This is a genomic window from Herbidospora daliensis (genome assembly GCF_001570585.1).
GTDB classification, from domain to species: domain Bacteria; phylum Actinomycetota; class Actinomycetes; order Streptosporangiales; family Streptosporangiaceae; genus Herbidospora; species Herbidospora daliensis.
The window spans coordinates 1,888,021-1,912,673 of the sequence record NZ_BBXF01000002.1 but is presented as its reverse complement, the minus strand read 5'-3'; the positions used below and the strand labels follow the sequence as shown (position 1 = coordinate 1,912,673).

The window sequence follows — 24,653 nt, the reverse complement described above, 5'->3', positions numbered from 1 at the left end:
GCTTGTGCGAGAGGCGTCCGGGCCGAGGCCGGAGTCGCGAGACCTCGACGGCGATTCTCTGGAGGGGCGGACGCCTCCTGTCCGCTTCCGAGTCTATGGCGCTCAGTTCACCTCGCCAAAACCTGTCATGCCTGCTGAGAGGGGTTGACCCCGCCAAGCCCGACGCCTGGCGGGGTTTCGGTTGGGCAAAGCTTTTACTTCTCGATCGTTTGATAGACGCTGGTCCAAAAATCATGGACGAGCCGGGCCGGATCGGGCACCGACATGCCGACCTGGCAGAGCAGGATCCCGACGAGCCCGTTGGCCGGATCGGCGTAGGTGGAGGTGCCGCTGCCGCCGTCCCAGCCGAACTGCCCGATCGGCGCGTAGTCGCCCCGGTACGTCCGGACCGCCATCCCCATGCCCCAGCCGCCGTGCTGGCCCTGGCCGAACGACACGTGGACGTTGTCCTTGGCCAGGGTGTCGCGGGCGGCGTTCTGCTCCGGCGTGAGCCGGTTGGTGGTCATCAGTTCGACGGCGGGCCGCGACAGGATGCGCTCGCCCTCGTGGACGCCGCCGTTGAGCAACATCCGGAAGTAGGCGTGGTAGTCGTCCGCGGTCGACACCAGCCCGCCGCCGCCGCCCTGGAAGGCCGGCGGGCTGCTGTGGCGGCCGCCCTCGGCCGGGTCCCACACGTGGAACTCGCCGCTCGCGGGGTCGGGGGCGTAGAGGGGCGGCAGCCGGTCGATCTTGCCGGCGGGCACGTCGAAGCCGGTGTCCCGCATGCCCAGCGGGTCGAACAGGCGCTCGCGCAGGAAGCTCTCGAACGACTGGCCGGTCACCCGGGCGACGAGCACCCCGAGCAGGTCGTTGCTGATGTGGTACTGCCAGCGCTCCCCCGGCTGGTACATGAGCGGCAGGCCGCCCAGGCGGCGCATCCACTCGTCCGGCTCGGGCATCTCGACCGGCAGGTTCGGCGTGAGGCCCTGCCCGAAGACCGCGTTCATGATCGGCGAGCCGAGCGCGGTCAGGTCCATACCCAGCCCGAAGGTCGAGGTCAGCACGTCGCGCACGGTGATCGGCCGCCGGGCCGGCACGGTGTCGTCGAGCGGGCCGTCGGGACGGGTGAGCACCCGCCGGTCGGCCAGCTCGGGCAACCACGGGTCGACCGGGTCGTCGAGCCGCAACCGGCACTCGTCGAGCAGGATCATCGCCGCCGCCATGGACACCGGCTTGGACGTCGAGGCCATCCGGAAGATCGTGTCCCGGGCCATCGGCGGCCCGCCGTCGTGGCGCATGGTCCCGAGCGTCTCGACGTGGACGTCGTCGCCCCGGCCGACCAGGGCGACCAGCCCCGGGATCCGGCCCGACTCGACGTGCCCGGCCAGCACGCCGTGCAGCCGGCGCAACCCTGATTCGGTGAAGCGGCTCATGGTGTTCTCCTCGCGTCCGTGGTCCGGTTCGTGAGGATCACGGTCGCCGACCGCGCTGACACGGGGCCGTCGCGGCGCTGACACCGCCGTCAGGGCACGATGATCGTCTTCCCGATCACGGACGACGTGCGGACGCACGCGTCGGCCGTCTCCGACAGCGGGCGCACCGCCCCCACCAGCGGCCGCAACCGCCCGTCGCTCACCCGCCGGGCCAGGTCGGCCAGCCGGACGCGGTCGGGCTCGACGACGAAGAAGAGCGCCCGCCCGTCCTTGGGCCGTACGTCGGGGGGCATGGCGACGCTGACGAGCGTGCCGCCCGGCCGCACCAGCTCGGCCGCCCCGGCCAGGACCTCTCCCCCGATCACGTCGAAGACCACGTCCACGTCCCCGGCCTCCCGCACGTCCTTCGTGTCGAGATCGACGAAGTCCTGCGCGCCGAGATCGAGCACGACCTCCCGGTCGCGGGCCCGCCCGGCGCCGATCACGACCGCGCCCGCCTCCCGGGCGAGCTGGACCGCGATCGAGCCCACCGCCCCCGCCGCGCCGGTGATCAGCACGGTCTGGCCGGTGGTGAGCCGGGCGTGGTCGAACAGCCCCTGCCACGCGGTCAGCCCCGAGATGGGCAGCGCGGCGGCCACGGTGTGGTCGATGCCGGCCGGGAGGGCCGCGAGGTTGCGCGCCTCCACGGCGGTGAACTCGGCCAGCGACCCGTCGCGGGCCCAGTCGGTCAGGCCGAACACCCGCTGCCCGACGGTGAGCCCGGTGGTGCCGTAGCCGAGCTCGGCGACCACTCCGGACAACTCGTGGCCGGGGATGGCCGGGGCCCGGTCGTGCCCGGCCCGGTCGGTCCAGGTGCCCGGCCATTCGAGCTCCCCGGGGGTGAACCCGGCGGCGTGCACCCGGACGACGACGTCGTTCTCGGCCGCGTAGGGATAGGGCCGGTCCTCCAAAACAAGATCGCCGACGCCCACGCCGCGCTCCCGCGCGATGATCGCCCTCATCAGCTCGGCCAAGGGGAGTTCAGGACCCGCTCGACCATGGTCGTGGGCCGGAATCCGGGCACGAAGTGCGCGAGCGCGTCGGCGTTGACGGTGCCGACCGTGGTGTCGGGGCGGTCCTTCTGCCCGTCGACGTACTCGCGCAGGAACGCGTCCTTGAAGTCCCCCCGGGGGTGGGCGGCCAGGATCTCGTTCAGCTGGCCGTGGGCGAACCCGTCGAGCCCGAAGCCGACCACGTCGGTCAGCACGCCGAGGTGGACGGCGGCGATCTCCGGGGCCATCCGGCCGGGGATGCCGGGCGTGGTGTGCAGGGCGATGGCCGTCCAGACCAGATCGGCCGCGGCCGGGGAGAAGCCCCGTTCGGCCAGGAACGCCCGCGCGTGGTCGGCCCCGTCGACCTCGAAGCGCTGCTCGACGGCGGAGAAGGGCGTACGGAGCCCGGTGTCGTGGAACATGGCCGCCAGGTAGAGCAGCTCGGGATCGGGCTTCAAGCCGAGCCGGTTGGCGTGGGCCAGCCCGAAGAAGAAGACCCGGCAGGAGTGGTGGAAGATGAGGGGACCGGTCATGTCCTGAGCGATCTTGGTCGCCTCCGCGACCGCCGTCGTCTCAGGGATCTCCAGCCCCGCGATGGCCTCTGGCATGTGCCCGCTGCCTTTCGGAAGGTGCCCGGAGTCCCATGCTGCCTGCCGGACGCCTCCCGGCGCCGCCCTCATCCGGCCACGAATCACTCACGTCACGACAAATCCATGAGCTGACCGGCCGCCGCGTCCGGGTGGGAAAGCAGCCACTCGATCCCACCCGGGCGCGGCGAGTCTCAGGCGCGCGCGGCGTCGAAGCGCGCGATCACGTCGTTCCAGTTGATCAGCGACCAGAGCTTCTCGACGTAGTCAGGCCGGACGTTCTTGTACTGCAGGTAGTAGGCGTGCTCCCACGCGTCGAAGACCAGCAGCGGGGTCGAGCTCATGCCGACGTTGCCGTGGTGGTCGTAGACCTGCTCGACGATCAGGCGGCGGCCCAGCGGCTCCCAGGCCAGCACGCCCCAGCCCGAGCCCTGGACGGTCGCGGTCGCGGTGGTGAGCTGCTTCTGGAAGGCCTCGAACGAGCCGAAGTGCTCCACGATCGAGTCGCCCAGCTCGCCGTCGGGGCGGTCGCCGCCGTCCGGGGAGAGGTTCTGCCAGAAGATCGTGTGCAGCACGTGGCCCGACAGGTTGAACGCGTAGGTCTTCTCCAGGCCGACCAGGCCGCTGAAGTCGCCCTTGTCGCGGACTTCCGCGAGCCGGTCCAACGTGTCGTTGGCGCCCTTCACGTAGGCCGCGTGGTGCTTGCTGTGGTGCAACTCCAGGATCTCGCCCGTGATCGCCGGCTCCAAGGCCGCGTAGTCGTAAGGCATGTCCGGAAGGGTGTACTGGCCCACTTGCCCAACCTCCTCAGTTGCATATTGATCGCAACAGCGATGTGTACACAATAAGGGGTGTGATCACGGCGGTGACAGCCGCATGATCAGCCGTTGGCCGCCCGCGGGATGGAGCGCGACGGTCTGCCAGCCGCGCTGCCGGTAGAGGCCGACGGCGGCGGTGGCCCTGGAGTGGGTGACCAGCCAGCGCGGGCCGTGATCGGCCCAGGCCACCACGGCGTCGTGGAGAGCGCCGCCGATGCCCAGCCCGTGGCAGGAGGGCAGCACGCACAGCTCCTTCAGGACGAAGTCCGCGCCGCAGGGCCGGTGGAGCAGGGCCGCCAGGGACGAGCAGCGCCGGCCGTAGCCGAAGCCGACCAGTTCGTCGCCGGCGAAGGCCGCGGCGAGCACGAAACCGGGCCGCACGCTGTCGGCCAGCAGGCGTGCGGCCACGCTGCGGGCCTGCGCCGGTGGTTCGCGCCAGGGGGCCCGGGTGAACACGGCTCCCCCCACGTCGGCGATGGACGGCAGTAGCGACCCCAGGCCGGCCACCGGCACAGGGGCGATGACCGGTCGACCTGCCAGCACAGCCCCTCCTCCCCTTATTGCAAGTCTTTCGCAACAACGTGATATGAGCAACAAGGGATTGACCCGCCCATCGTGCCGACTTATGTTGCGAATCGTTCGCATCTGCGAATGAACGGCAAGCAACTCCGAAGGAGGACGGCCCATGGCACATCCCACGTTCGAAGAGCTGGCCGAGTCGAGCGTCTGCGTTCGCGCGCACACGCCCGCCGTGGACGAGGCGTTCGCCTGGAACGAGGACGACGCCGAGTAGTCCCCTGCGGGAGGCTGCGGTCGCAAGCGGCCTCCCGCACCCCCGGCCACGGAGGTTGCGCGCGTTGTCACGTCTCGCCCCTGGGCACCACCTGTATCCCGGCCCCGACGGGGTGTGGCGGCACCAGGCACCCGACGGCCGGGTGTCCCGGGTGAGCGCGCCGGACGAGCCGATGCGCGCCCTGGCCCGGGGTGAGCTGCCCGACGACGAGGAACTCCTGCGCGCCTTCGAGGAGCGCGGACTGCTGGTCGCCCAGGCCGAAGCCGAACCGGCCGGCGTCGTCCACCTGGTGGGCGAGGGCCCCGTCGCCGACCAGGTGGAGCGGCTCTTACGACCATGGGTGGTACGCGGGCCTCTCGGCGGCGCACCCGACGTGGTGGTCGCCTGCGCGGGCTGGTTGCCGGACGCCGAATGGCTGGCCCTCGACCGGTGGTGTTCGGAAAGGGGCGTGCCCTGGCATCGGTGTCACGCCGAGGGGCTGCGGTTCTTCGCCGGGCCGTGCGGGGTGCCCTACGCCGACGTGCGGGCGCGGCGGCTGGCCGCCTCGGGGCTGCCCGGGGAGCTGCTCGCCCATTGGGCCTACCTGGACGCCGGGCCGGCCCCGCCGGTGCCGTGGCCGTCGGCGGGCGGGGTGGCGGTGCTCGCCGGGTTGATGGCCGCCGACGTGCTCGCGGTGTTGTCCGGGCGCGCCGCGCCGGCCTGCCAGTACGAGTTCGACCCCGCCGGCAACGAGCTGACGCGCCATCCGGTGTTGTCGCTCACGACGCCCTCGGGGAGCACGCTCGTCGACCCCCGGCTCGGCGTCATCACCAAGGTGGTGCGGGAACCGAGCGCCGTGCCGTCGTGCGTCGTCTACCGGGCCTACGTGGCCGACACCCGGGCCTTCGCGCCGTGGCCGGCCGATCGGGTGGCGGGCGGCGCGGCGCTGGAAGACCCGGCGCGGGCGCGGGCCGCCGCGATCGGGGAGGCGGTCGAGCGGTACTGCGGCAACGCGCCGCCCCGGGAGACGGTCCGGGCCGCCTGGCGCGACCTGCCGGACGCGGTGGATCCCCGCGAGTTCGCCCTCTACTCCGCCGCGCAGTACGCGGCGAAGGGCTTCCCCTTCGTGCCGATGACCCGGGAGCTCGTGCAGGACTGGTCGGTCGGCCGGGATCTCGGCACCGGGTCTGCGGTGTACGTGCCCAGTGCGCTCGTGCTGCTCAACCGCCGGCGGGAGCCGTACACGAACTTTCAGATGAGCGCGGGCATCGCGGCGGGAGAGGGACGCGCGGCGGCCGAGGTGTCGGCGCTGAACGAGCTCTACGAGCGGGACGCGCTGACCACCTGGTGGATGCGCGGCGACCCGGCCGGGGAGGTGCGGCCCGACGGGCCCGCCGAACTGGTCGCCGCGACCGGCGCCGCCGAGGCGCTGGGGCTCACGGTCCGGCTGCTCCGCATCCCCTCCGACTTCGGGCGCGTCGTCGTCGGCGCGTTCGTCGAGGACGTCTCCCGGCGTGTCGTCGGCTTCGGCGCGGCCTGCCGGGCGACGGAGGGCGAGGCGGCGGCCAAGGCGTTCACCGAAGCCTGCGTGTCCTACACCAACAGCCTCGGGCTGCTCGATCCGGCGACCTATGAGACGGCCGACCATCCCTACCGGCCGTTCCGGCCCGGCCGCGCCTACCGCGACGACTTCCGCGCCGACTGGCACGACCTGACCGACCTGGAGCTGAACCTCCAGCTCTACCTCGACCCCTGCATGCAGGGCGCGCTGCTCGACCGGCTCCGGCATCCGGAGAAGATCGAGCTGCCCGAGCCGCTGCCCGAACCCCGGGCGATCTCCGTCGACCTGACCACACCGGACATCGAGGGCACCGGTCTGCGGGTGGTGCGGGTCGTGGTCCCGGGCCTGTACGGCAACGCCCCGGCCGCCTTCCCCTTCCTCGGCGGCACCCGCCTGGGGCGGTCGGTCGTGCTCGATCCCCTCCCTCTCGCCTAGGAGCTGCGACATGCGTGTGGGCCTGGCCCTCGGCTACCACGGAGAACCGATCTCGGAGCTGCTGCCCCTGGTCGAGCACGCCGACCGCATCGGCGTCGACTCGGTGTGGAGCGTCGAGGAGTACGGCGCCGACGGCGTGACGATCCTCGCCTACCTGGCCGCCCGCACCGAGAACATCAAGCTCGGCACCGGCATCCTCCAGCTCGCCGGGCGCACCCCGGCCAACACCGCGATGACCGCCCTGACCCTCGACATCCTCTCGGAGGGCCGCCTGCTGCTCGGGCTGGGCGTGTCGGTGCCGTGGATCGTCGAGGGCTGGCACGGCGTGCCCTTCGGCAGGCCGGTCGCCCGGATGCGCGAGTACGTCGAGGTCCTGCGCAGAGCGGTCGCCTGCGACGAGCGGGTGTCCTACGAGGGCGAGTACTACCGGCTGCCCTTCTCCGACCGGTCCCGGCCGGTCAAGGCCCTGCTCGACCCCGTCCGCACCGTCATCCCGACCTACGTCGCCGGGATCGGGCCGGGCATGACCCGGCTGGCCGGGGAGATCGCCGACGGGTGGCTGCCCGGCTTCTACTCCCCGGAGCGGGAGAAGGTCATGACCGCCCCACTCGACGAGGGCCTCAAAGCCTCGGGTCGTGCGCGGATCGACATCACCGTCATCACGCACGGGGCGATCACCGACGACCGGGCGAAGGCCCGGGACGAGCTGCGCCCCCTCTACGCCGCCTACATCGGCCCGGACATCCCGGGCGTCCGCAACACGTACCACGAGCTCGCCTGCGCGCTCGGGTTCGAGAAGGAAGCACACGTGATCCGCGAACACCACCGTGAGAAGAGGCGGGCCGAGGCCGTCGCCGCCGTCCCCGACCGGTTACTCGACGAGGTCGCCCTGCTCGGGCCGGCCGGCTACATCCGCGACCGGGTCGCGGCGTGGCAGGAGTCGCGGGTGACCACGCTCGCGCTCATCACCCGCGACAAGGCGCTGCTCGACGTGGTCTGCGAGGCCGCGGCGTGAAACGGCTCCTCGTCCTGGCCCTGCTGCTGACCGCGTGCGGGCACGCCCCCGCCGCACCGGTCGCGCCGAAGGCCATCTCGGTACAGAACTGCGGCCGGACCCTCACCTTCGACCAGCCGCCCGCCAAGGTCGTGACCGGCTACCAGCCGTCGCTGGAGACCCTGCTCGCCCTCGGCCTCCAGGACCGGATCGTCGGCCGGACCGCCTTCGAGGAGAACGGCCCCGACGGCTTCCTGCCGGGCCAGAAGGCCGCCTACGACACGATCACGCAGATCTCCCCGACGATCATGCTGCCGCAGAAGGAGGTCATGCTCGCCCAGGGCGCCGACTTCGTCATCGACAACGGGCAGAGCAGCTTCGACGCCGCCGGCGGCTACGCGACCGTCGACGAGCTCCAGGCCGCCGGTGCGCCCGTGTTCATCCTGGGCAACTGGTGCAGCCCCGAGGAGACCTTGAAGTCGACGGTCGAGCAGACCTTCACCGACCTGCGCAACCTCGGCATCGTCTTCGGCGTCCAGGACCGGGCCGAGAAACTGATCGCCGACCTCCAGGCGCAGCTCGCCGACGTCGAGAAGCGGATCGCGGGCCGCCCGAAGGTGAAGGTGCTGGCCACCGACGGCGGCACCGGCCCGGTCACCGCCTACGGCGGCGCGGGCCTGATGAACCAGATGATCGCCAAGGCCGGCGGCGAGAACGTACTGGCGGCGACCCGGGCCGACTACTCGGAGTTCAGCGTCGAACAGGTCGCGGCCTCGAACCCGGAGGCGCTGCTGGTGCTCGACTACGTCGTCTACGACGGCAAGGCGGCGGCGACCGCGGACACGAAGGCCTCTGACGTGCTCGGGGTGGCGAAGAACAGCCCCGCCGCCCAAGCCCGGCGCGTCCTGCCGATCCCCGCCGCCGCCGCTCACCCCGGGTACCGGAACATCCTGGCCGTCGTCGAGATCGCCAAGTTCCTGCACCCCGACGCCTTCGCTCGATGACCGGGCCGCGCGACTACTTCGGGGACCGGCCGTGACCGTGGTGGACACGGCCTCGGCGCAGGTCTCCGGCGGCTTCCGGAGGAAGAGCACCTTCGGGCTGGTCCTCGGCCTGCTCGCCGCGGCTGTGGTGGTCTCCACGTGGCTGGCGGTCAGCATCGGCGCGGTGCCCGTCGGCCTGGCCGAGTGCTGGGGCATCGTCGCCGACCGTCTGTTCCCCGGCTCGGTCGCCGTGACCTGGACACCGGTCCAGGAGCAGATCGTCTGGGACTTCCGGCTCCCCCGGGCGCTGCTCGCGCTTCTGGTCGGCGCGGGTCTGTCGGTGGTCGGCGCGGTCCTCCAGGCGCTGGTACGCAATCCGCTGGCCGACCCGTTCCTGCTCGGCATCTCCTCGGGCGCCTCGCTCGGCGCGGTCGCCGTGTTCGTGCTCGGCGCCTCGACGCTGGGCGGGCTGTCGCTCTCGGCCGCCGCGTTCGGCGGGGCGCTCCTGGGGATGGTCCTGGTGTACGTGCTGGCGCAGCGCGGCGGCAGGCTGACCCCCGCACGGCTGGTGCTGGCCGGGGTGGCGCTGCACTTCCTGTTCCAGGCGATCTACTCCTACATCCTCCAGCAGGCCCAGAGCGGGAGAGCCGCCCAGCAGGTGCTGTTCTGGCTGCTCGGGTCGCTGGGCGGGGCCCGGTGGGAGATGCTGCCGATCCCGGCCGTGGTCCTGGGCGCCGGAGTCACCTACCTGCTGATCCAGCACCGGCCGCTGAACGCGCTGGCCGCCGGGGAGGACACCGCGACCTCGCTCGGGGTGAACGTGGGCGCGTTCCGGCTCCAGCTGTTCGTGCTGACCTCGCTGCTGGTCGGCGTCATGGTCGCCACGAGCGGGGCGATCGCGTTCGTCGGCCTGATGGTGCCGCACGCCGCCCGGCTGCTCGTCGGGGCCGACCACCGCCGGGTGCTGCCCGTCTCGGCGCTGCTCGGGGCGGCCTTCCTCCAGCTCGTCGACATCGCGGCCCGGACCGTCGACGCCCCGCAGGAGCTCGCGCTGACCATCGTCACCGCCGTCTTCGGCGCGCCCTTCTTCCTGTGGCTGCTGCGGAGGCGGGCATGAGACTGGTGCTGGACGGAGTTGCCGTCACCATCGAGGGCGCCCCGATCGTCCGGGAAGCCGGCCTCGTCGTGGAACCGGGCACGTTCGCCGCCCTGGTCGGGCCGAACGGCTGCGGCAAGTCGACCCTGCTGCGGGCGGTCTACCGGGCCCTGCGGCCGGCGGCCGGGCTGATCTCGCTCGACGAGGAGGACCTGCGGAAGCTCACCCATCGGGAGACCGCCCGCCGGATCGCGGTCGTCGCCCAGGAGTCCCCGGCCGACCTCGACTTCACCGTCGACGACGTCGTGCTCATGGGCCGCACCCCGCACAAACGCCCGCTCTCCCGCACCACCGGCGACGACCTGCGACGCTGCGCCGAAGCGCTCGAACGCGTCTCCCTGAGCGGGCTGGCGAACCGGTCCTTCGTCACCCTGTCGGGCGGGGAGAAGCAGCGAGTCCTGATCGCCCGCGCGCTGGCCCAGGAGAGCCGCCTGCTGCTGCTCGACGAGCCCACCAACCACCTCGACATCCGCCACCAGCTCGACGTGCTCCACCTGGTCCGCGACCTGGGGCTGACGACGCTGGCCGCGCTGCACGACCTCAACCACGCCGCCGAGTTCGCCGACCGGGTCTACGTGATGGACACCGGCCGCATCGTCGCCGACGAGCTCACCCCCGAGGTCATCGCGCGGGTGTTCGGCGTGCGCGCGGTGCCCCGTACCCAGTTCGCCTTCGAACGCCTCAAGGAGGAGACATGATCGGGCGATTGCTGACCCCGGCGGTGCGCCTCAGGCTGGCCGGCCTGGTGGCGATCCTGCTGACCGTCACCGCCACCTACGTCCTCCAGGGCGTCCTCGTCGCCCACGCGCTGGCGTCGATCTTCGCCGGTGACGGCTTCGCCGCCATCGGATGGCCGCTGGCCGGCATCGCCGGCCTCCAGGTGGTCCGCAGCGTGGCCCTGGCCGTGAAGGAGACGGCGGCGCTGCGCACCTCCGGGCTGGTCAAGGCCGACCTGCGGGAACGCCTGGTCGCCAAACTCCTGGTGCTCGGCCCGGGATGGACCCAGCGCGGCCGGACCGGATCGACCCAGACCAGCCTGGTCGACGGCATCGAGACCGCCGACGCCTACGTCGGCCGGTTCCTGCCCCAGGTGATCGCGGCCGTCGTCGGCGCGGTCGCCGTGACCGCCTACCTGTTCACCCTCGACGTCGTCGTGGGCCTGGTCGTGCTGGCGTGCTCGATCCTGCTGCCGGTGCTGCCGCTGGTCTCCGAGAAGGTGCTCGCCGACCGCAACAAGGCGTGGTTCACCGCCTACAAGAGCCTGTACGCCGAGAACCTCGACGCCCTCCAGGGCATGGTCACCCTGAAGGCGTTCAACGCCGGCCGCCGCCGGGGCGCCGAACTCGCCGCGCTGGCCGAGAGGTTCTGCACCGACTCCATCCGCCTGATGGCCGTGGTCGTCCTGTACGTCGGCGGCGTCGCCTTCGTCATCGCCACCGGCACCGCCGTCGCGATCGGGGTCGGCGCGTATCGCCTGACGGCCGGGGAGATCACGGTCACCGAGCTGCTGCTGATCCTGATGCTGACCGCCGAGTGTTTCCGCCCGCTGCGCGACCTGGAGGGGGCCTACCACTCCAGCTACAACGCGGTCCCGTCGCTGCGGGCCGTGCTGGAGGTGCTCGACGAGCCCGTACAGGAAGCGGGGACGGCGTCGGTGGCCGGGCCCGTGTCCCTGTCCTTCACCGGCGTCACCTTCACCTACCGCGACCGCGACCGCCCCGCCCTGACCGGCTTCACCCTCGACGTGGCTCCCGGCGAACGCGTCGCCCTGGTCGGCCGCTCGGGCGCGGGCAAGACCACGGTGGCGGCGCTGCTGCTGCGCTTCTTCGACACCACTGAGGGCCGGATCAGCGTCAGCGACGTCGACGTCCGCGACCTGCCGCTCGACCGGCTGCGTTCCCTGGTGGCCGTGGTCTCCCAGGACACCTACCTGTTCCACGGCACCGTCCGGCACAACCTCGCCCTCGGCCGCCCCGACGCCACCGAAGCCCAGATCACCGACGCGGCCGTCGCCGCGCGGGCGCACGAGTTCATCACCGCGCTCCCCCAGGGCTACGACACGATCGTCGGCGAACGCGGCCTGAAGCTGTCGGGCGGCGAACGCCAGCGCATCGCCATCGCCCGCGCCCTGCTCAAGGACGCCCCGATCCTCGTCCTCGACGAGGCCACCTCCAGCGTCGACGCCGCCAACGAGGCCGCCATCCAGCAGGCCCTCGACACCCTCACCGGCGGCCGGACCACCCTGATGATCGCCCACCGCCTGTCCACGGTGCGGAACGCCGACCGGGTGATCGTCATGGACGCCGGCCAGGTCGTCGAGTCCGGCCACCACGACGACCTGCTGACCCGGCGCGGCGCCTACGCCCGCCTGGTCGCCGCCCAGGAAGGAGCAGCCCGATGACCCGGTTCCTCGCCCTGATCGGCCGCCACCGCCCGCTGCTGATCGCCGCCGTCCTCAGCGGCATCGCCCACCACCTCGTCGTCCTGGCCTCCGCCGGAACCGGCGCGTGGGTGGTCAGCCGGGCCATCACCGGCCAGGAGTTCACCGGCGGCCTGATCCTGCTGGGCGTGCTGCTGCCGTTCGTCGGCGTCACGCCGTGGCTGGAGTCCTACCTCGCCCACGTGGCCGCCTTCCGGGTGCTGGCCGACATCCGCGGCCGCGTCTACGCCGCCTTCGAGCGGCTGGCCCCCGGCTACCTGCTCGAACGCCGGTCGGGCGACCTGGGCGCGGCGGCCATCTCCGACGTGGAGCAACTGGAGTTGTGGTTCGCCCACACCCTCAGCCCACTGGTCAGCGCCGCGACCGTGCCGGTGGCCGCGCTCACCGCGCTCGGCACCTTCGACCCGGCCCTCGCCCTCGCGCTGGCGCCCGCACTGATCCTGCTGGCCACCGTGCCGTCATGGTTGCGGCGCAGGGCCGAGTCGCAGGGCGAGGAACTGCGCGCCCAGGTCGGCGAACTCAACGCCGAAGCCGTCGACACCCTCCAGGGCCTGCGCGAACTCGTCACCTTCGGCGCGACCCCCCGTCTCGGCGGCCTGGAGGGCAGGCTGCTGCGGGCCAAACTCGCCCACGCCCGCCGCTCCGGCCTCGAACACGGCGTCACCAACGCGCTGACCGTGATCGGCCTGCTCGCCGTCCTCGTCACCGCCGCGCTCCTGGTCAGCGGCGGCTCCCTCGACCCGGCGCTGTTCCCGGTCGCGGTGGTGCTGGCCGCCACCACGTTCGCCCCGGTCATCGCGGTCACCGACGTGGCCCGCGACGTCAACCAGGTGGTGGCCGCCGGGCGGCGCATCATGACGATCCTCGACACCGAACCGCCGGTCCGCGACCGCGTCACGTCCTTCTCCGGTGAGGTCGTGCCGCGGGTGGTCTTCGACCGGGTCAGGTTCCGGTACGCCCCCGCGCTCCCCGACGCCGTGACCGACGCGACGTTCGCCGTCGAGCCGGGCGAGACCGTCGCCCTGGTCGGCCACTCGGGCGCCGGCAAGTCGACCTGCGCCAGCCTGCTCATGCGCTTCTGGGACGTCGCCGACGGCACGATCACCATCGGCGGCCACGACCTCCGCGACCTGCCCCAAGACCACCTGCGGAGCCTGATCACCCTGGTCCCCCAGGACGTCTACCTGTTCAACGTCCCCCTGAAGGACAACATCCGCCTGGGCCGCCCGCAGGCCACCGACGCCGAGGTCGTCGCGGCGGCGAAGGCGGCCCTGGCCGACGAGTTCATCACCGGCCTGCCCGACGGCTACGACACCGTGCCCGGCGAACTCGGCGCCCGCCTGTCAGGAGGCCAGCGCCAGCGCATCGCCATCGCCCGCGCCCTGCTCAAGGACGCCCCGATCCTCATCATGGACGAGGCCGTCTCCAACCTCGACGCCGAGAGCGAGCAGGAGGTCAACCAGGCGATGCGGCAGGCGCGAGAAGGCCGCACGACGCTGGTCATCGCGCACCGCCTCTCGACGATCCGCACCGCCGACCGTGTCGTCATGCTGGCGGACGGCCGCACGATCGCCCGCGGCACCCACGACGACCTGCTGGAAGACGACGCCTATCGACGGCTGCTGGCCGGCCAGGTGGCGGACGTGCGGTGAGGGGTCACCCGGCTTGCTGGGGATGCCTCCGGTAGAGCAGGCAGAACTCGTTGCCCTCGGGGTCGGCCAGCACGACGAACCCCTCATCGCCCTTCTGGCCGACGTCGACCGGCGTGGCCCCCAGCCCGATCAGGCGCTCGACCTCGTCGTCGACCTCTCCGTCGGGAACGTGGAGGTCGGGGTGGTTGCGGTTCTTGCCGGCCTTGGGCTCGCCCGTCTCCTGGAGCCAGACCGTCGGCGAACCGGGCGGGGCGTCGGGCGGAGGCAGCAGATGCGGGCTGCCGCCGTCGTGCTCGATCTCGTAGCCCAGTGCCCGCGACCAGAACAGGGCCATCTTCCGGCTGTCGATCACGTCGAGGGTCCATTGCGCTAATCGGCTCGTCACGGCGCTCACCACGTATCTCGATCTCGGTACCTGCGGGGTCGGCGTGCTAGCTCGTCAGGCCCAGCTGCTCGGCGACGTCCTGGAGGTTGTCGTAGGTGCGGTCGGGGATCGCGCGGAGCAGGGCCAGGACGGTGTCGGGCGCGTTCTCGGCCTGGGCCTGCTTCATCAGGGCCTCACGATCGGCCGGGAACACGTGCGTCCCGCTGATGTATCTGGCCAGTTCGCTGCGGTCGTTCACGTCCCTGGACGTCATTCCTTCGGGCGAGCCGGGCTCGTGTGCGGGATCCGATTGCATGCCGACTTCCTCTTGTCGTGGTGGTCCTGCTGCGGGTCCGGCCGCACGTCGGTGATGACGAAGCCGCTGTGCGGCAGGGTAGGCATGCGGCGCAGGGGGATGCGCAGATCCTGCGGGGGCACCGAGTAACGCAGGCGCGCCAGCCGTACCGAGAGCTCGCGGAGCAGGCCGACGGTGACCGCCTCACCCGGGCAGCGGTGGCCGGTGTGCGGGTCGCCGCCTCCTTGCGGGATCAGGTCGTCGCGGCCGACGCCGGCGTCGAGGAAACGCGCTGGGAGGAAGGAGTAGGGGCGCTCCCACCGGGCCTCGTCGTGGTGCTGGCCGTAGACGTCCAGCAGGATCAGGGCGCCTTCGGGGATGGGCTCGCCCCGCCAGGTCAGATCCGTCACCGCCCGGCCGCCCACGTAGGGCGCGAACGGGTAGAAACGCCGCACCTCCTGCGTGAACGCCTCCGCGAACGCCGGATCGCCGTCGCGGAGCCGGTCCCGATTCTCCGGCCAGCGGTGCAGCGCGTGCGCCGCGAAGGTCACGAACCAGGCGATCGCGACGGTCGGGCGGATGACGTTGAGCATCTCGACCGCGGCGGTCCGGGGTTTCAGGGGCTCGCCGTCGTCGTCGCGGTGGCCGGCCACGTGCTCGGCCAGCGGGCCGGGCGGCGGGCCGTGGGACAGCAGGTCGGTCAACCACGCCTCACGCCGCAGGCGGGCCCGCCGGCCCCGCCAGTGGCGGGCGCCGGCCGAGCCGAACCCGTCGACCATCGCCACCAGGTCGGCCGCGAGGTCGTCGAGGTCGCCGGCGTCCACGGGCAGGCCCGCCCAGCGGCAGACGCCCGCCGTGAGAGCGCGGCTCGCCTCGTCGAACAGCACGACCCGGCGCCGGTCGGGCCAGCCCGCGGCTCGTTCGTCCCAGCTCTCACAGCAGTGCCGCACGAGGTCGGCGACGTGGCCGGGGTCGGCGAGCAGCGCCAGGAACATCGCCTTGCGGGTGCGATGGGCTTGCCCGTCGAGGGTGTGCACGGCGCCCTTGCCGGTCAGCGTGGCCTTGATCGGTTCGGGGAGCGCGGTGGCGCGTTCGACGTGGCGTTCGTCGTAGAAGAAGCGCGCGGCCTCCGGGCCCCGGAGGGCGACGGCGGGCCGCCCCATCACCCGGGCACGGGCGGGCGCGCCGTCGGCCCGGCGGTGCAGGCCGGGCAGCCAGGCGTAGCCCCCGGCCAGCATGGCCAGGGTGTCGTCCACGAGAGGAAAGCATCGGATCGGCATCCGTCACGCCTGCCCGCCGCGCCATCGGGGAAACGGCGCCTCGGTCAGGCGTTGACGTTGAGCACCTGGAGGGTGATGTCGGTGGCGTCGCCGCCGCTCCACTCCACCCGGCCGGTGGCGACCCTGGCCTGGGTGTCCGGCTGGACGACCTGGTTGAAGCCCTTCCTGACCCGGATCGTGTCCTCCTGGCAGCCGCACTTGCCCTCACGCAGCACGACTTCGCCGTGGTAGCGGATGGCGTCGCCCGGCAGCAGCTCGACGAAGCCGTGCAGTTCGGCGAGGACCTCTCCGCCGCAGGACCAGCTCTGGTCGATCACCATCTGCTGGCTGTTGTAGACGAGGTCGTTGTCCAGCAGGGAGTAGGTGCACCGTTCGTTGGCGCCGAAGTTCTCGTCGTCCATGATGTAGACGGTCCCGGAGACGACCACCCGCCGCTTCGCCTCGTCCGCCGAAGCAGGCGCGGCGGCGAACATTCCCGACGTTACGACTCCCGCGAGGCTCAACGCCGCGAGTTTGGCAAGCATGATCGTCTCCTACGTCCCGACCTGAATGAGGCGTAGTCGATCTTTCCGTGGCGGGAGTCACGCGCAGGGCTTCGACATGACCAAGATCATCCCAAGCCGGCCGATCCCGTGCGCGCGCCCGGCGGGCACCGGACCGGACGCGCCGATCTCGCCCTGCCAGGCCTGTTCGACGGTCGGGTACATCCTGATCGCGGTGCCGGGTGAGCACGACGTGCGCATCAAGGCCGCCAGCCGCCGCACCGCGGGACTCGGGGCGGCGAGCGCCAGGCCCCCCTCGGCCGTCGCCAGCGCAGAGTGGGCGCAGGCCAGGACCCGGTAGCCGCAGACGTCGCAGAAGAAGAGCCGGTCGGCGGCCACGATGACGTGGCGGACCCCGTGGAACGGCAACGACATCAGCGCGGCGTCCGCGAGGGCGGCGTTGGTGAGATCGAGTTCGCCGACCAGCGCGACCACCGCCCCCTCGGGCCGCATGCACACCATGTCGACCGACAACGATCCGCAGGGGCTGGAAAACGCAACCATGATCGTTCACCTTCAGTGCAACAGAGAGGCGCCCCCGCCGTACCCCTCATCCCCGGCCGTAACCTCCCAGATCGGTATGCAGAGGTGAAAGAACGCGCAGGCCCGCCGGACGCGCGCGGAGGGTCCGTATCCTGGCAGAAGCACGGAAAGGAGAGATCATGATCGCTCCTGACACCGACGACACTCCGGCGGCCGTTCAGAACGCCGGACCGGGCGAGGGGCGGCTGCTGACCGCCACCGTCGAACGGCGCAGTCCCCGGCTGGCCGCGGTCGCGCACGTCGTCACCCTCGCCGGCTCGAAACACGCCGTCTTCGTGCCCGTCGCCCTCTACTCGGTCCGCGCGCGGAACTGGCGGGTGCTGGCCGGATGTCTCGCCGGGGCCGCCGTCCGGCACGGGCTGGAGGAGCTCATCGGCAGGAGACGCCCTCCGAAGGAGGGGTGGCTGGAGGTGCCGAGCGGGTCGAGCATGCCGTCGAGGCACACCGCCGAGACAGTGCTGACCACCCTCCTCGTGACCGACGGCCTGACCGGCTCGGCCAGGGCCGCGATGGCGGCCGGGGGCGTCGCGGGGGTTCTGGTCGGCTGGAGCCGTCTGGTGCTCGGCGTCCACTGGCCGACCGATGTGATCGCCGGCGCCGCCTTCGCCTTCGCCTGGTGGGCCCTGTTCCGCCGGGTGATCCTCCCTAGGTGAGGCGGTTGAGCGTGCAGGCGAGGGTCGTCCCGTAGACGACGTGGGCGGCCGCCATGACGAACTGGCGGCCCTGGTCGTCGCGCGACGCCGGAGGCAGCGCGCCGAGCGCGGGCACCCAGCCCTGGTAACCGGCCAGCCAGACCGCCAGGCCGTAGGCGGCGCCGACCGGCGCGGGCGTACGGTGACCCCGGGCCGCCGCCGCGAAGACACCGCCCGCGGCGGCTCCGAACCCGAAGTGCGACAGGACGCCGAGCGTCTTCTCGCCGGGCTTGGGGCGGTGCCGGGAGCCCGGCAGGAGCGTCCGGACGATGTGCTTGGGCGGGTGATCGTCCATGAGCCCCATCCGGCGTCCCGCCAGCATGACGGCGCTCATCGCCGCGGTCGCCACCAGGCCGCCGACGACACCCGCGCCCAGTTCCCTCACCATGTGAACTCCCGTTCGGTCGGGCATCCACGACCCGTGCCCCGCGGCCCGGTCGTCTAACGAACCTTGGTCCCGCCTAGGGAGTGCGCTGCCGGAACCGGGGCAGCGGTCTGTTATCGGAAGGAGAAACGATGACAACCGCACGCGAGATCATGACTCCGAACGCGGAGTGCGTGAACGCAGGCCAGACCATCGCCGACGCCGCCGAGAAGATGCAGCGCCTGGACGTCGGCTCCCTGCCGATCTGCGGGGAGGACGACCGGCTCAAGGGCATGATCACCGACCGCGACATCGTGGTCCAGGTCATCGCCCAGGGCAAGGACCCCAAGTCGTGCCTGGCCGGTGAGCTGGGCGGCGAGGAGGTCGTGACCATCGGCGCCGACGACGACGCCCGGGAGATCCTCCGCACCATGGGGTCCCACAAGGTCCGCCGGCTGCCCGTGATCGACGGCCACCGGCTCGTCGGCATGGTCGCCCTGGCCGACGTCGCCAAGGCCCTGCCGGAGACCTCGGTCGGCGATCTGATGGACGCCCTGACCACCGACTGACCGGCCCCGACCCGGTCAGGCCGCTTCGAGGGAGACCTTCGTCCATCCGGGGTCGTGCCGGTCGAACGCCTCGTAGGCGCTGACGGCCGAGGGCAGGTCCTCGTGCCGGGTCAGCACGGTCGTCGGGTCGGCCGCGCCGCTGGCGATCTTGCTGAGCAGCTTGGGCGCGTAGCGGCGGTGGTTGCAGTTGCCGGCCTGGATCGTCAGGTTCTTGTTCATGGCCGCGCCGATCGGGAACGTCGTCGCGCCGGGCGGATAGACGCCGATGACGCCGATCGACCCCGCCTTGGCGACCATCTCCACGGCCCAGTTCAGCGCCTGGGCGGGGGCGTCGCCTTCGGTGTTCCGCGCGTCGACGCCGACCGCGTCGACGACCCGGTCGGCGCCGATGCCGCCGGTCAGGTCCTTCACGGCCTCGACCGGGTCTTCGGCGGTGAAGTCGACGGTCTCGGCGTTCTGGCCGTGGGCGTTGCGCAGCCGGTCGGCGTCGCCGTCGACGATCAGGACCCGACCGGCGCCCTGCATGCGCGCCGACAACGCGGCGAGCTGGCCGACCGGCCCGGCGCCCAGGACCACCACGACGTCTCCCGGCCCGACCTGGGCCAGCCGGGCGCCGAACCAGCCCGTGGGGAAGATGTCACTCACCAGGATCGCCGCCTCGTCGGAGACCCCGGGCGGGATCGGGACCAGGCCGGTGTGGGCGTAGGGGATGCGGGCGTACTCGGCCTGCAGGCCGTCGAAGGGCCCGGTGGATTCGGGGCCGCCGAAGAAGGAGGTGCCGGCCGCCGGACCGTTGGGGTTGGCGACGTCGCACTGGGCGAAGTATCCGGCGCGGCAGTAGGAGCAGGTGCCGCAGGCGATGGTGGAGCACACCATGACCCGGTCGCCGGGGCGGAAGTTGCGCACCTGCGGGCCGACCTCCTCGACCACGCCGACCGCCTCGTGGCCCAGGACGGTGCCGGGCCTCATCCCGGGCATCGTGCCGCGGACGAAGTGCAGGTCCGTTCCGCAGATGGCGCTGGTCGTGATCCTGACCACGGCGTCCTGCGGATCCTGGATCGCGGGGTCGGGCACCTGGTTCAGTTCGATCTTCCCGACAGACTGCCAGACGACGGCTTTCATGTGATTTTCCCTCCGGCTGACGAGCACGGCAGGCGGGGCCGCTGCGGGCCCGGTCACGGCGCGCTGGTGTGCCGGTCGTCTCCCGCTACCCCGCCCTTCCCGCTTCCAATCCCGGAGAGTGGCGCCGCCTAGACCTCCGTCGGCTTCTCGTAGCCCTCGTCCTGTCCGTACACCTTCTTGTCCGGATCGTCCTTCGGCTGGTTGGCCGGGTCGGTGGCGGACGGGCTGAACTCGCCGGCCACGTCGGGCTCGTCGTGATCTTCTTCCGGGTTCCGGCGGTCGGCCAGCGGGGCCGAGTCATCCGATCGCACCATCACCGCTGCTCCTCTCAGAGTCCGTGTACGCGGTATCCGTTCGGGCTACCCCTCCTCGCCCGGCCCAGCCACCGATTCAGGTCAAAACAGGATCATCGACGCCGTGCGGCGCGCCGCCGCCAAGGAGCTTGCCTGCTTCTCCGCTGGGTAGCACCAGGCGGAGATCGCTTTGCGGCTGGTCAAAAAGTCGGCACATGCCGTGGTCCGGAACCCACCGACACAAGAGGACTTTGGCATGCCCGAAGAGAGCAACCCCGTGACCAGGGCCGTCGACAAGGTGATCGACGCGGTCACCGACCACTCGAAGAAGGGCGCCGTCCCTGGCCGGCCCGGGGCCGAGCCGCCGACGGTCGAGGAACCCACCGAGCCGCGCGGGCCGCTGCCGCCCAAGCCCGACCAGCGCGGCCCCGATCCCTTCACGCCGACCGGGCAGCCCTCCCGGGAGAAGACCGAGACCCGGGCGCAGGGCGGGTCGTTCCTGACCACCGCCACCGGCACCCGGCTGCCGGACACCGACCACTCGCTGAAGGCCGGGCCACGCGGGCCGGTGCTGCTGCGCGACCACCACCTGCGCGAGAAGATCACCCGCTTCGACCACGAGCGCATCCCCGAGCGGGTCGTGCACGCCCGGGGCGCGGCGGCCCACGGCGTTTTCCGGGGTTACGGCACCGCCGCCCAGGTCACCGAGGCCGCGTTCCTGGCCAAGGACGTGGAGACGCCGGTGTTCGTGCGCTTCTCCACCGTGCTGGGCTCGCGCGGCTCGGCCGACACCGTCCGCGACACCCGGGGGTTCGCGACCAAGTTCTACACCTCGGAAGGCGTGTTCGACCTGGTCGGGAACAACATCCCGGTCTTCTTCATCCAGGACGGCATCAAGTTCCCCGACATCATCCACGCCGGGAAGCCGCACCCCGACCGGGAGATCCCGCAGGCGCAGAGCGCGCACGACACGTTCTGGGACTTCGTCTCGCTGCACACCGAGGCGACCTTCCACACGTTGTGGAACATGTCCGACCGGGGCATCCCCCGGTCGTACCGGATGATGGAAGGCTTCGGCGTCCACACGTTCCGGCTGCAGGCGGCCGACGGGACCACGACGCTGGTGAAGTTCCACTGGAAGCCGAAGGCGGGCGTGCACTCCCTGGTCTGGGAGGAGGCGCAGATCATCAACGGCGTCGACCCCGACTTCCACCGCCGCGACCTGGCCGACGCCATCGAGGCGGGCGCCCATCCCGAGTGGGAGCTGGGCGTCCAGACCTTCCCCGACGTGCCCGACCAGACGTTCGAGGGCATCGACCTGCTCGATCCCACGAAGATCGTGCCGGAGGAGCTCGCGCCGGTCCAGCCGATCGGCCTGCTGACGCTGAACGCCAACCCGCTCAACTACTTCGCCGAGACCGAGCAGGTCGCCTTCCACGTCGGGCACCTGGTGCCGGGCATCGACGTCACCGACGACCCGCTGATGGCGGCCCGGCTGTTCTCCTACCTCGACACCCAGATCACCCGGCTCGGCGGGCCGAACTTCGACCAGCTGCCGATCAACCGGCCGCACGCGCCGGTCAACGACATGCTGCGCGACGGCATGCACCAGACCGCCGTGCACACCGGCGTGGCGCCCTACCGGCCGAACTCGCTCGACGGCGGCTGCCCGTTCACCGCACCCGACGGCTACGTCGAGGTGCCCGTCCCGGTGGAGGCGGGCCCGCGGGGGCGGCTCGCCCCCGCCTCCTACGACGACCACTTCAGCCAGCCCCGGATGTTCTGGCGGAGCATGACGCCGGTCGAGAAGGAGCACATCATCGCGGCGTACACCTTCGAGCTGAGCAGGGTGTTCGAGCAGGCGATCAGGGAGCGCCAGCTCCGCGTGCTGGCCCGGATCGACCCGGTGCTCTGCGAGGAGGTGGCCGCCGGGCTCGGCCTGCCGGTCCCCGCCGAGTCGCTCCTGGACGGACGCCCGGCCAGCCCCGCGCTCTCCCAGGTCGGCCAGGTCTGGCCGACCACGGGCCGCATCGTCGGCATCGTGGCCGGTCCCGATCTCGACGCCCTGCGGGCGGTCAGGAGCACCATCCTGGACGACGGCATGGTGCCGCTGGTGATCGCGCCGACGGGCGGCGTCCTGGCGGGCGAGGGCGAGCCGGTGACCGTCCAGCGCACGTTCGCGGCGGCCCGGTCGGTCGAGTTCGACGCCGTCCTCGTCGCCGGAGCCCCGGCGCCGGGAGCCGACGCCCACGGCGCGCGCGACGCCAAGGCCGGGGTGAGCGGCCCGGTCGACCCGCGGATCATCCTCCTCCTCAACGAGGCGTACCGGCACGCCAAGCCGATCGGCGGCTGGGGTCAGGCGGACGACGCCTTCGCCGCCGCCTCGATCCCGCCGGGGGCTCCGGGCGTGGTGGTCGGCGCGGAGCCGGTCGCCGTGCTCGGCGAGGTGACCGCGCTGCTGGCCCGCCACCGCGTGTGGGACCGGTTCCCCAGCAGCCTCGCCCAGGGCGGGTGACCGTGTAGGCACATATGTCGGATAAGGGGGTAGAGGGGGGTCATGCCCCTGTCGCTGGCCATCGTCCACGCGGATCAGTCGGAGCTCGGCGCCGCCATCACCGGCGACGTCGACTCCTCCTGGACGGCCTGGCTGGAGAGCTCGCTGGCCTGCCTGCTGTTCCGCCGGTTCGAGCGGGTCGTCCTCGACGTGAGCGCGGTCGGCTTCTGCGACCTGGAGGGGGCACGGGTCATGCTGCGGTTCAAGGCCCTCGCCGAACTCGACGGGGTGACCCTCAGCCTGGCCGGCGGCGGACCGGCCGCCCGTCTCCTCGGGGTGCTCGTCCCCGGGCCGGCGTTCGCGCCGGCGATCGTCCACGGAGAACCCGCACCACCGGCCGACCGCTCCGAACGCCACCTGCCGGTGATGCGCCGGGCGGGCGCCGGCCCTCGCAACCGGCCGCGCCGACCCCGGACCGGCCCCGATCCGGTGCATCCGGCCATGCGCCGGGCCATGGAACTGAGCGCGATCATGCGGAACGAATCGCGGATCATGTGCCGGCGCGCCGCCACCACCTGTTCCGACATGGCCGAACTGCACGAACGGCTGGCCAGGATGCACGAGTTGGCCGGTCACACGCTGGGATGCGACTGCGCCGCCCACCGCCGCAAGGCGGCGCAGTTCCGCGACCAGAGCGCCAGATTCGCCGTTCCCCTCTACAGCAGGCTGGGCTCGGACGGCTGAGTCTCCTCGGGAGAGGCCGGGACCGGATCGAGGGTTCCGGGGAGCACCGCCGGGCGGGTCGTCCGCCGCCGTTCGAGCACCACGTCCACGGCCAGGAAGACCGCCAGGCTGATCGCGAACAGCGGCAGGAAGTAGGCCACGAACAGGGTGGTCGCCGCCACCACGACGAGCACGCCCGGCGTCAGCGACCGCAGGCTGCCGCGCGGCGCCGGGCGGCCGAACCGCTGTCCGGTCGGACGGCGCTGCCACCACATCCCGTAGCCGCGCACGATCACGAAGATCAGCCCGATCGCCAGACCGGCCAGCACGAGCTGGTTGGGGATGCCGAACAGGATGCCCATGTGGGCGTCGATGGTCCAGTTGGTCATCTTCGCCATGAAGGGCCACTCGGCGAAGTCGACCCGGTCGACGACCGCGCCGGTGTTCCCGTTGACGGTGACCGCGTCGAAGCGGGTCGGCCAGTCGCGCTTGCTCTCGTTCACCTTCCAGGCCGACTGCCCGTCGGCGGGCGGCGCGATGAACAGCGGGGTCTTGAGGCCCTGCGCGGTGGCGGTGGCCATGACGCCGTCGATGCCGACGCCCGAGGTGAACACCGCGTCGCCGCCCTCGGCGGCCGGGGCCGCTCCGCCGTGCTGGTGCTCGGCCGCCTGGCCGCCGGCGGTCAGGCTGGTCTCCAGCGGCGGGGAGTTCCAGTCGAACAGCGTCCGGACGTCGGCGATCTTCGCGCCCGCATGGTTCGACCAGGTCAGGCCGGTGACCGAGAGCAGCAGCAGGCCGATAGTGATCCACACGCCGGTGGCGGCGTGCCACGACAGGTTGCGGGAGCGGCCCTTCTTGGCCTTGGTGTCCGGCAGGAGGACACGCTTCGTGCTGCGGCGCCGCCCGATCCACAGGGCCAGGCCGCCGAGGACGACGATCCACATCCAGCTCGCGGCCAGCTCGCTGTAGTTGCGGCCGAACGCGCCCAGGTGCAGGTTGCGGTGCAGGTCGTCGATCCAGGCCCGGACGCCGAGCCACTGCCCGAAGGTGCGTTCCTGGCCGCGCACCTCCAGCGTGTACGGGTCGACGAACACCGCCATCTCGTAGTCGGCGGGCACGGTCTCGTCGGAGAAGACCACCCGGGTGGTGCTGGTCGCGTCGACGGCCGGCATGACCGAGTTGACGTCGCCCGCGGGGTGGGCCGCCCTGGCGGCGGCGACCTGCTTGCTGAGCGGCTGCATCGTCTGCCCGGCGGGCACGCGGAGCTCGTGGTCGTACACCATGCGCTCGACCTGCGGCGCGGTGGTGTAGATGAGGCCGGTGACGGCCGCGATCAGGATGAACGGCGCGATGAACACACCTGCGTAGAAGTGCAGACGCAGCAGCAGGGGCCGCAACTGGGACCACACGCCTCGGCGGGGCGGGGCCTGTGGGGGAAGGGAGTCGGTGGTCACGGGGGGTCCTCTCGAATCTGGTGAGCCCCTGGCTCGAATTAGAGAGTCGTGTCCCGTGCCCACCTGGTTCCCGGCGA

25 protein-coding genes are annotated in these 24,653 nt (G+C 72.0%); 11 read left to right on the top strand and 14 right to left on the bottom strand.

The window, feature by feature from the left end; all coding sequences use genetic code 11:
- Positions 1-194: 194 nt before the first annotated feature.
- From AW274_RS15375 to AW274_RS40300, 5 genes are all read right to left on the bottom strand, one after another.
- Entirely contained in the window at positions 195-1,412 is a 1,218-nt protein-coding gene (locus AW274_RS15375) for a serine hydrolase domain-containing protein (RefSeq protein WP_062431707.1), read from the bottom strand.
- Between the two features lie 89 nt (positions 1,413-1,501).
- On the bottom strand, positions 1,502-2,413 hold the full coding sequence (locus AW274_RS15370) for an NADP-dependent oxidoreductase (RefSeq protein WP_062432074.1): 912 nt from the start codon (positions 2,411-2,413) through the stop codon (positions 1,502-1,504).
- Positions 2,413-3,051 (bottom strand): HD domain-containing protein, encoded by a 639-nt coding sequence (locus AW274_RS15365; RefSeq protein ID WP_062431705.1) that lies wholly within the window; start codon positions 3,049-3,051, stop codon positions 2,413-2,415. The genes AW274_RS15370 and AW274_RS15365 overlap by 1 nt, the downstream gene beginning before the upstream one ends.
- A gap of 173 nt (positions 3,052-3,224) precedes the next feature.
- Positions 3,225-3,824, bottom strand: a complete 600-nt coding sequence (locus AW274_RS15360) for a superoxide dismutase (RefSeq protein ID WP_083974208.1) — start codon at positions 3,822-3,824, stop codon at positions 3,225-3,227.
- Between the two features lie 63 nt (positions 3,825-3,887).
- Entirely contained in the window at positions 3,888-4,391 is a 504-nt protein-coding gene (locus AW274_RS40300) for a GNAT family N-acetyltransferase (RefSeq protein ID WP_198169186.1), read from the bottom strand.
- 314 nt (positions 4,392-4,705) lie between these two features.
- On the opposite strand from AW274_RS40300, the gene AW274_RS15350 reads away from it, so the two are divergent.
- Genes AW274_RS15350 through AW274_RS15320 form a run of 7 tightly spaced genes read left to right on the top strand, consistent with a single transcriptional unit; the run spans position 4,706 to position 13,841 of the window.
- Positions 4,706-6,616, top strand: a complete 1,911-nt coding sequence (locus tag AW274_RS15350) for a YcaO-like family protein (RefSeq protein WP_157520208.1) — start codon at positions 4,706-4,708, stop codon at positions 6,614-6,616.
- Positions 6,617-6,626: 10 nt separating this feature from the next.
- Positions 6,627-7,631 (top strand): LLM class flavin-dependent oxidoreductase, encoded by a 1,005-nt coding sequence (locus AW274_RS15345; protein WP_062431699.1) that lies wholly within the window; start codon positions 6,627-6,629, stop codon positions 7,629-7,631.
- Positions 7,628-8,614: an ABC transporter substrate-binding protein gene (locus AW274_RS15340; RefSeq protein ID WP_062431698.1), complete on the top strand. Its 987-nt coding sequence runs from the start codon at positions 7,628-7,630 to the stop codon at positions 8,612-8,614. The genes AW274_RS15345 and AW274_RS15340 overlap by 4 nt, the downstream gene beginning before the upstream one ends.
- A gap of 31 nt (positions 8,615-8,645) precedes the next feature.
- Complete coding sequence (locus AW274_RS15335) at positions 8,646-9,710, top strand: FecCD family ABC transporter permease (RefSeq protein WP_083974200.1); 1,065 nt, start codon at positions 8,646-8,648, stop codon at positions 9,708-9,710.
- A complete protein-coding gene (locus AW274_RS15330; protein ID WP_062431696.1) occupies positions 9,707-10,447 on the top strand; it encodes an ABC transporter ATP-binding protein in 741 nt (246 codons plus the stop codon). The genes AW274_RS15335 and AW274_RS15330 overlap by 4 nt, the downstream gene beginning before the upstream one ends.
- Positions 10,444-12,150, top strand: a complete 1,707-nt coding sequence (locus AW274_RS15325; RefSeq protein ID WP_063813294.1) for an ABC transporter ATP-binding protein — start codon at positions 10,444-10,446, stop codon at positions 12,148-12,150. Before AW274_RS15330 ends, AW274_RS15325 begins: the two co-directional genes overlap by 4 nt.
- Positions 12,147-13,841 carry an ABC transporter ATP-binding protein gene (locus AW274_RS15320; protein ID WP_062431692.1) on the top strand — a complete coding sequence of 565 codons (1,695 nt, stop codon included), beginning with the start codon at positions 12,147-12,149 and terminating at the stop codon, positions 13,839-13,841. The genes AW274_RS15325 and AW274_RS15320 overlap by 4 nt, the downstream gene beginning before the upstream one ends.
- A 4-nt stretch (positions 13,842-13,845) precedes the next feature.
- On the opposite strand, the gene AW274_RS15315 is transcribed toward AW274_RS15320, so the two are convergent.
- From AW274_RS15315 to AW274_RS15295, 5 genes are all read right to left on the bottom strand, one after another.
- Positions 13,846-14,226, bottom strand: coding sequence for a VOC family protein (locus AW274_RS15315; RefSeq protein ID WP_083974309.1), 381 nt, complete (start codon positions 14,224-14,226; stop codon positions 13,846-13,848).
- A gap of 46 nt (positions 14,227-14,272) precedes the next feature.
- Positions 14,273-14,464 carry a DUF2795 domain-containing protein gene (locus tag AW274_RS15310; RefSeq protein ID WP_062431690.1) on the bottom strand — a complete coding sequence of 64 codons (192 nt, stop codon included), beginning with the start codon at positions 14,462-14,464 and terminating at the stop codon, positions 14,273-14,275.
- An 11-nt stretch (positions 14,465-14,475) separates the two neighbouring features.
- Entirely contained in the window at positions 14,476-15,756 is a 1,281-nt protein-coding gene (locus tag AW274_RS15305) for a cytochrome P450 (RefSeq protein WP_232320112.1), read from the bottom strand.
- Between the two features lie 68 nt (positions 15,757-15,824).
- A complete protein-coding gene (locus AW274_RS15300) occupies positions 15,825-16,304 on the bottom strand; it encodes a hypothetical protein (protein ID WP_157520205.1) in 480 nt (159 codons plus the stop codon).
- A 57-nt stretch (positions 16,305-16,361) separates the two neighbouring features.
- Positions 16,362-16,826 (bottom strand): STAS domain-containing protein, encoded by a 465-nt coding sequence (locus tag AW274_RS15295; protein WP_083974198.1) that lies wholly within the window; start codon positions 16,824-16,826, stop codon positions 16,362-16,364.
- 158 nt (positions 16,827-16,984) lie between these two features.
- On the opposite strand from AW274_RS15295, the gene AW274_RS15290 reads away from it, so the two are divergent.
- Entirely contained in the window at positions 16,985-17,518 is a 534-nt protein-coding gene (locus AW274_RS15290; protein ID WP_062431684.1) for a phosphatase PAP2 family protein, read from the top strand.
- On the opposite strand, the gene AW274_RS15285 is transcribed toward AW274_RS15290, so the two are convergent.
- Positions 17,511-17,945 (bottom strand): DUF6789 family protein, encoded by a 435-nt coding sequence (locus AW274_RS15285; RefSeq protein WP_062431682.1) that lies wholly within the window; start codon positions 17,943-17,945, stop codon positions 17,511-17,513. The genes AW274_RS15290 and AW274_RS15285 overlap by 8 nt on opposite strands.
- Positions 17,946-18,073: 128 nt before the next feature.
- Here AW274_RS15285 and AW274_RS15280 point away from each other — a divergent pair, with 128 nt between their 5' ends.
- On the top strand, positions 18,074-18,490 hold the full coding sequence (locus tag AW274_RS15280; RefSeq protein WP_062431680.1) for a CBS domain-containing protein: 417 nt from the start codon (positions 18,074-18,076) through the stop codon (positions 18,488-18,490).
- A 15-nt stretch (positions 18,491-18,505) separates the two neighbouring features.
- On the opposite strand, the gene AW274_RS15275 is transcribed toward AW274_RS15280, so the two are convergent.
- Both AW274_RS15275 and AW274_RS15270 read right to left on the bottom strand, forming a co-directional pair.
- Positions 18,506-19,612, bottom strand: coding sequence for a zinc-dependent alcohol dehydrogenase (locus tag AW274_RS15275; protein ID WP_062431678.1), 1,107 nt, complete (start codon positions 19,610-19,612; stop codon positions 18,506-18,508).
- A 128-nt stretch (positions 19,613-19,740) separates the two neighbouring features.
- The gene (locus AW274_RS15270; RefSeq protein WP_062431676.1) at positions 19,741-19,926 is read right to left on the bottom strand and encodes a hypothetical protein; all 186 of its coding nucleotides are present in this window, start codon (positions 19,924-19,926) and stop codon (positions 19,741-19,743) included.
- Between the two features lie 235 nt (positions 19,927-20,161).
- On the opposite strand from AW274_RS15270, the gene AW274_RS15265 reads away from it, so the two are divergent.
- Together AW274_RS15265 and AW274_RS15260 are read left to right on the top strand one after the other, a co-directional pair.
- Complete coding sequence (locus AW274_RS15265; RefSeq protein ID WP_062431674.1) at positions 20,162-22,420, top strand: catalase; 2,259 nt, start codon at positions 20,162-20,164, stop codon at positions 22,418-22,420.
- Positions 22,421-22,462: 42 nt separating this feature from the next.
- Entirely contained in the window at positions 22,463-23,143 is a 681-nt protein-coding gene (locus AW274_RS15260) for an STAS domain-containing protein (protein WP_062431672.1), read from the top strand.
- Here the strand turns inward: AW274_RS15260 and AW274_RS15255 are convergent.
- A complete protein-coding gene (locus AW274_RS15255; protein ID WP_083974196.1) occupies positions 23,116-24,576 on the bottom strand; it encodes a PepSY-associated TM helix domain-containing protein in 1,461 nt (486 codons plus the stop codon). The genes AW274_RS15260 and AW274_RS15255 overlap by 28 nt on opposite strands.
- Between the last annotated feature and the right edge of the window lie 77 nt (positions 24,577-24,653).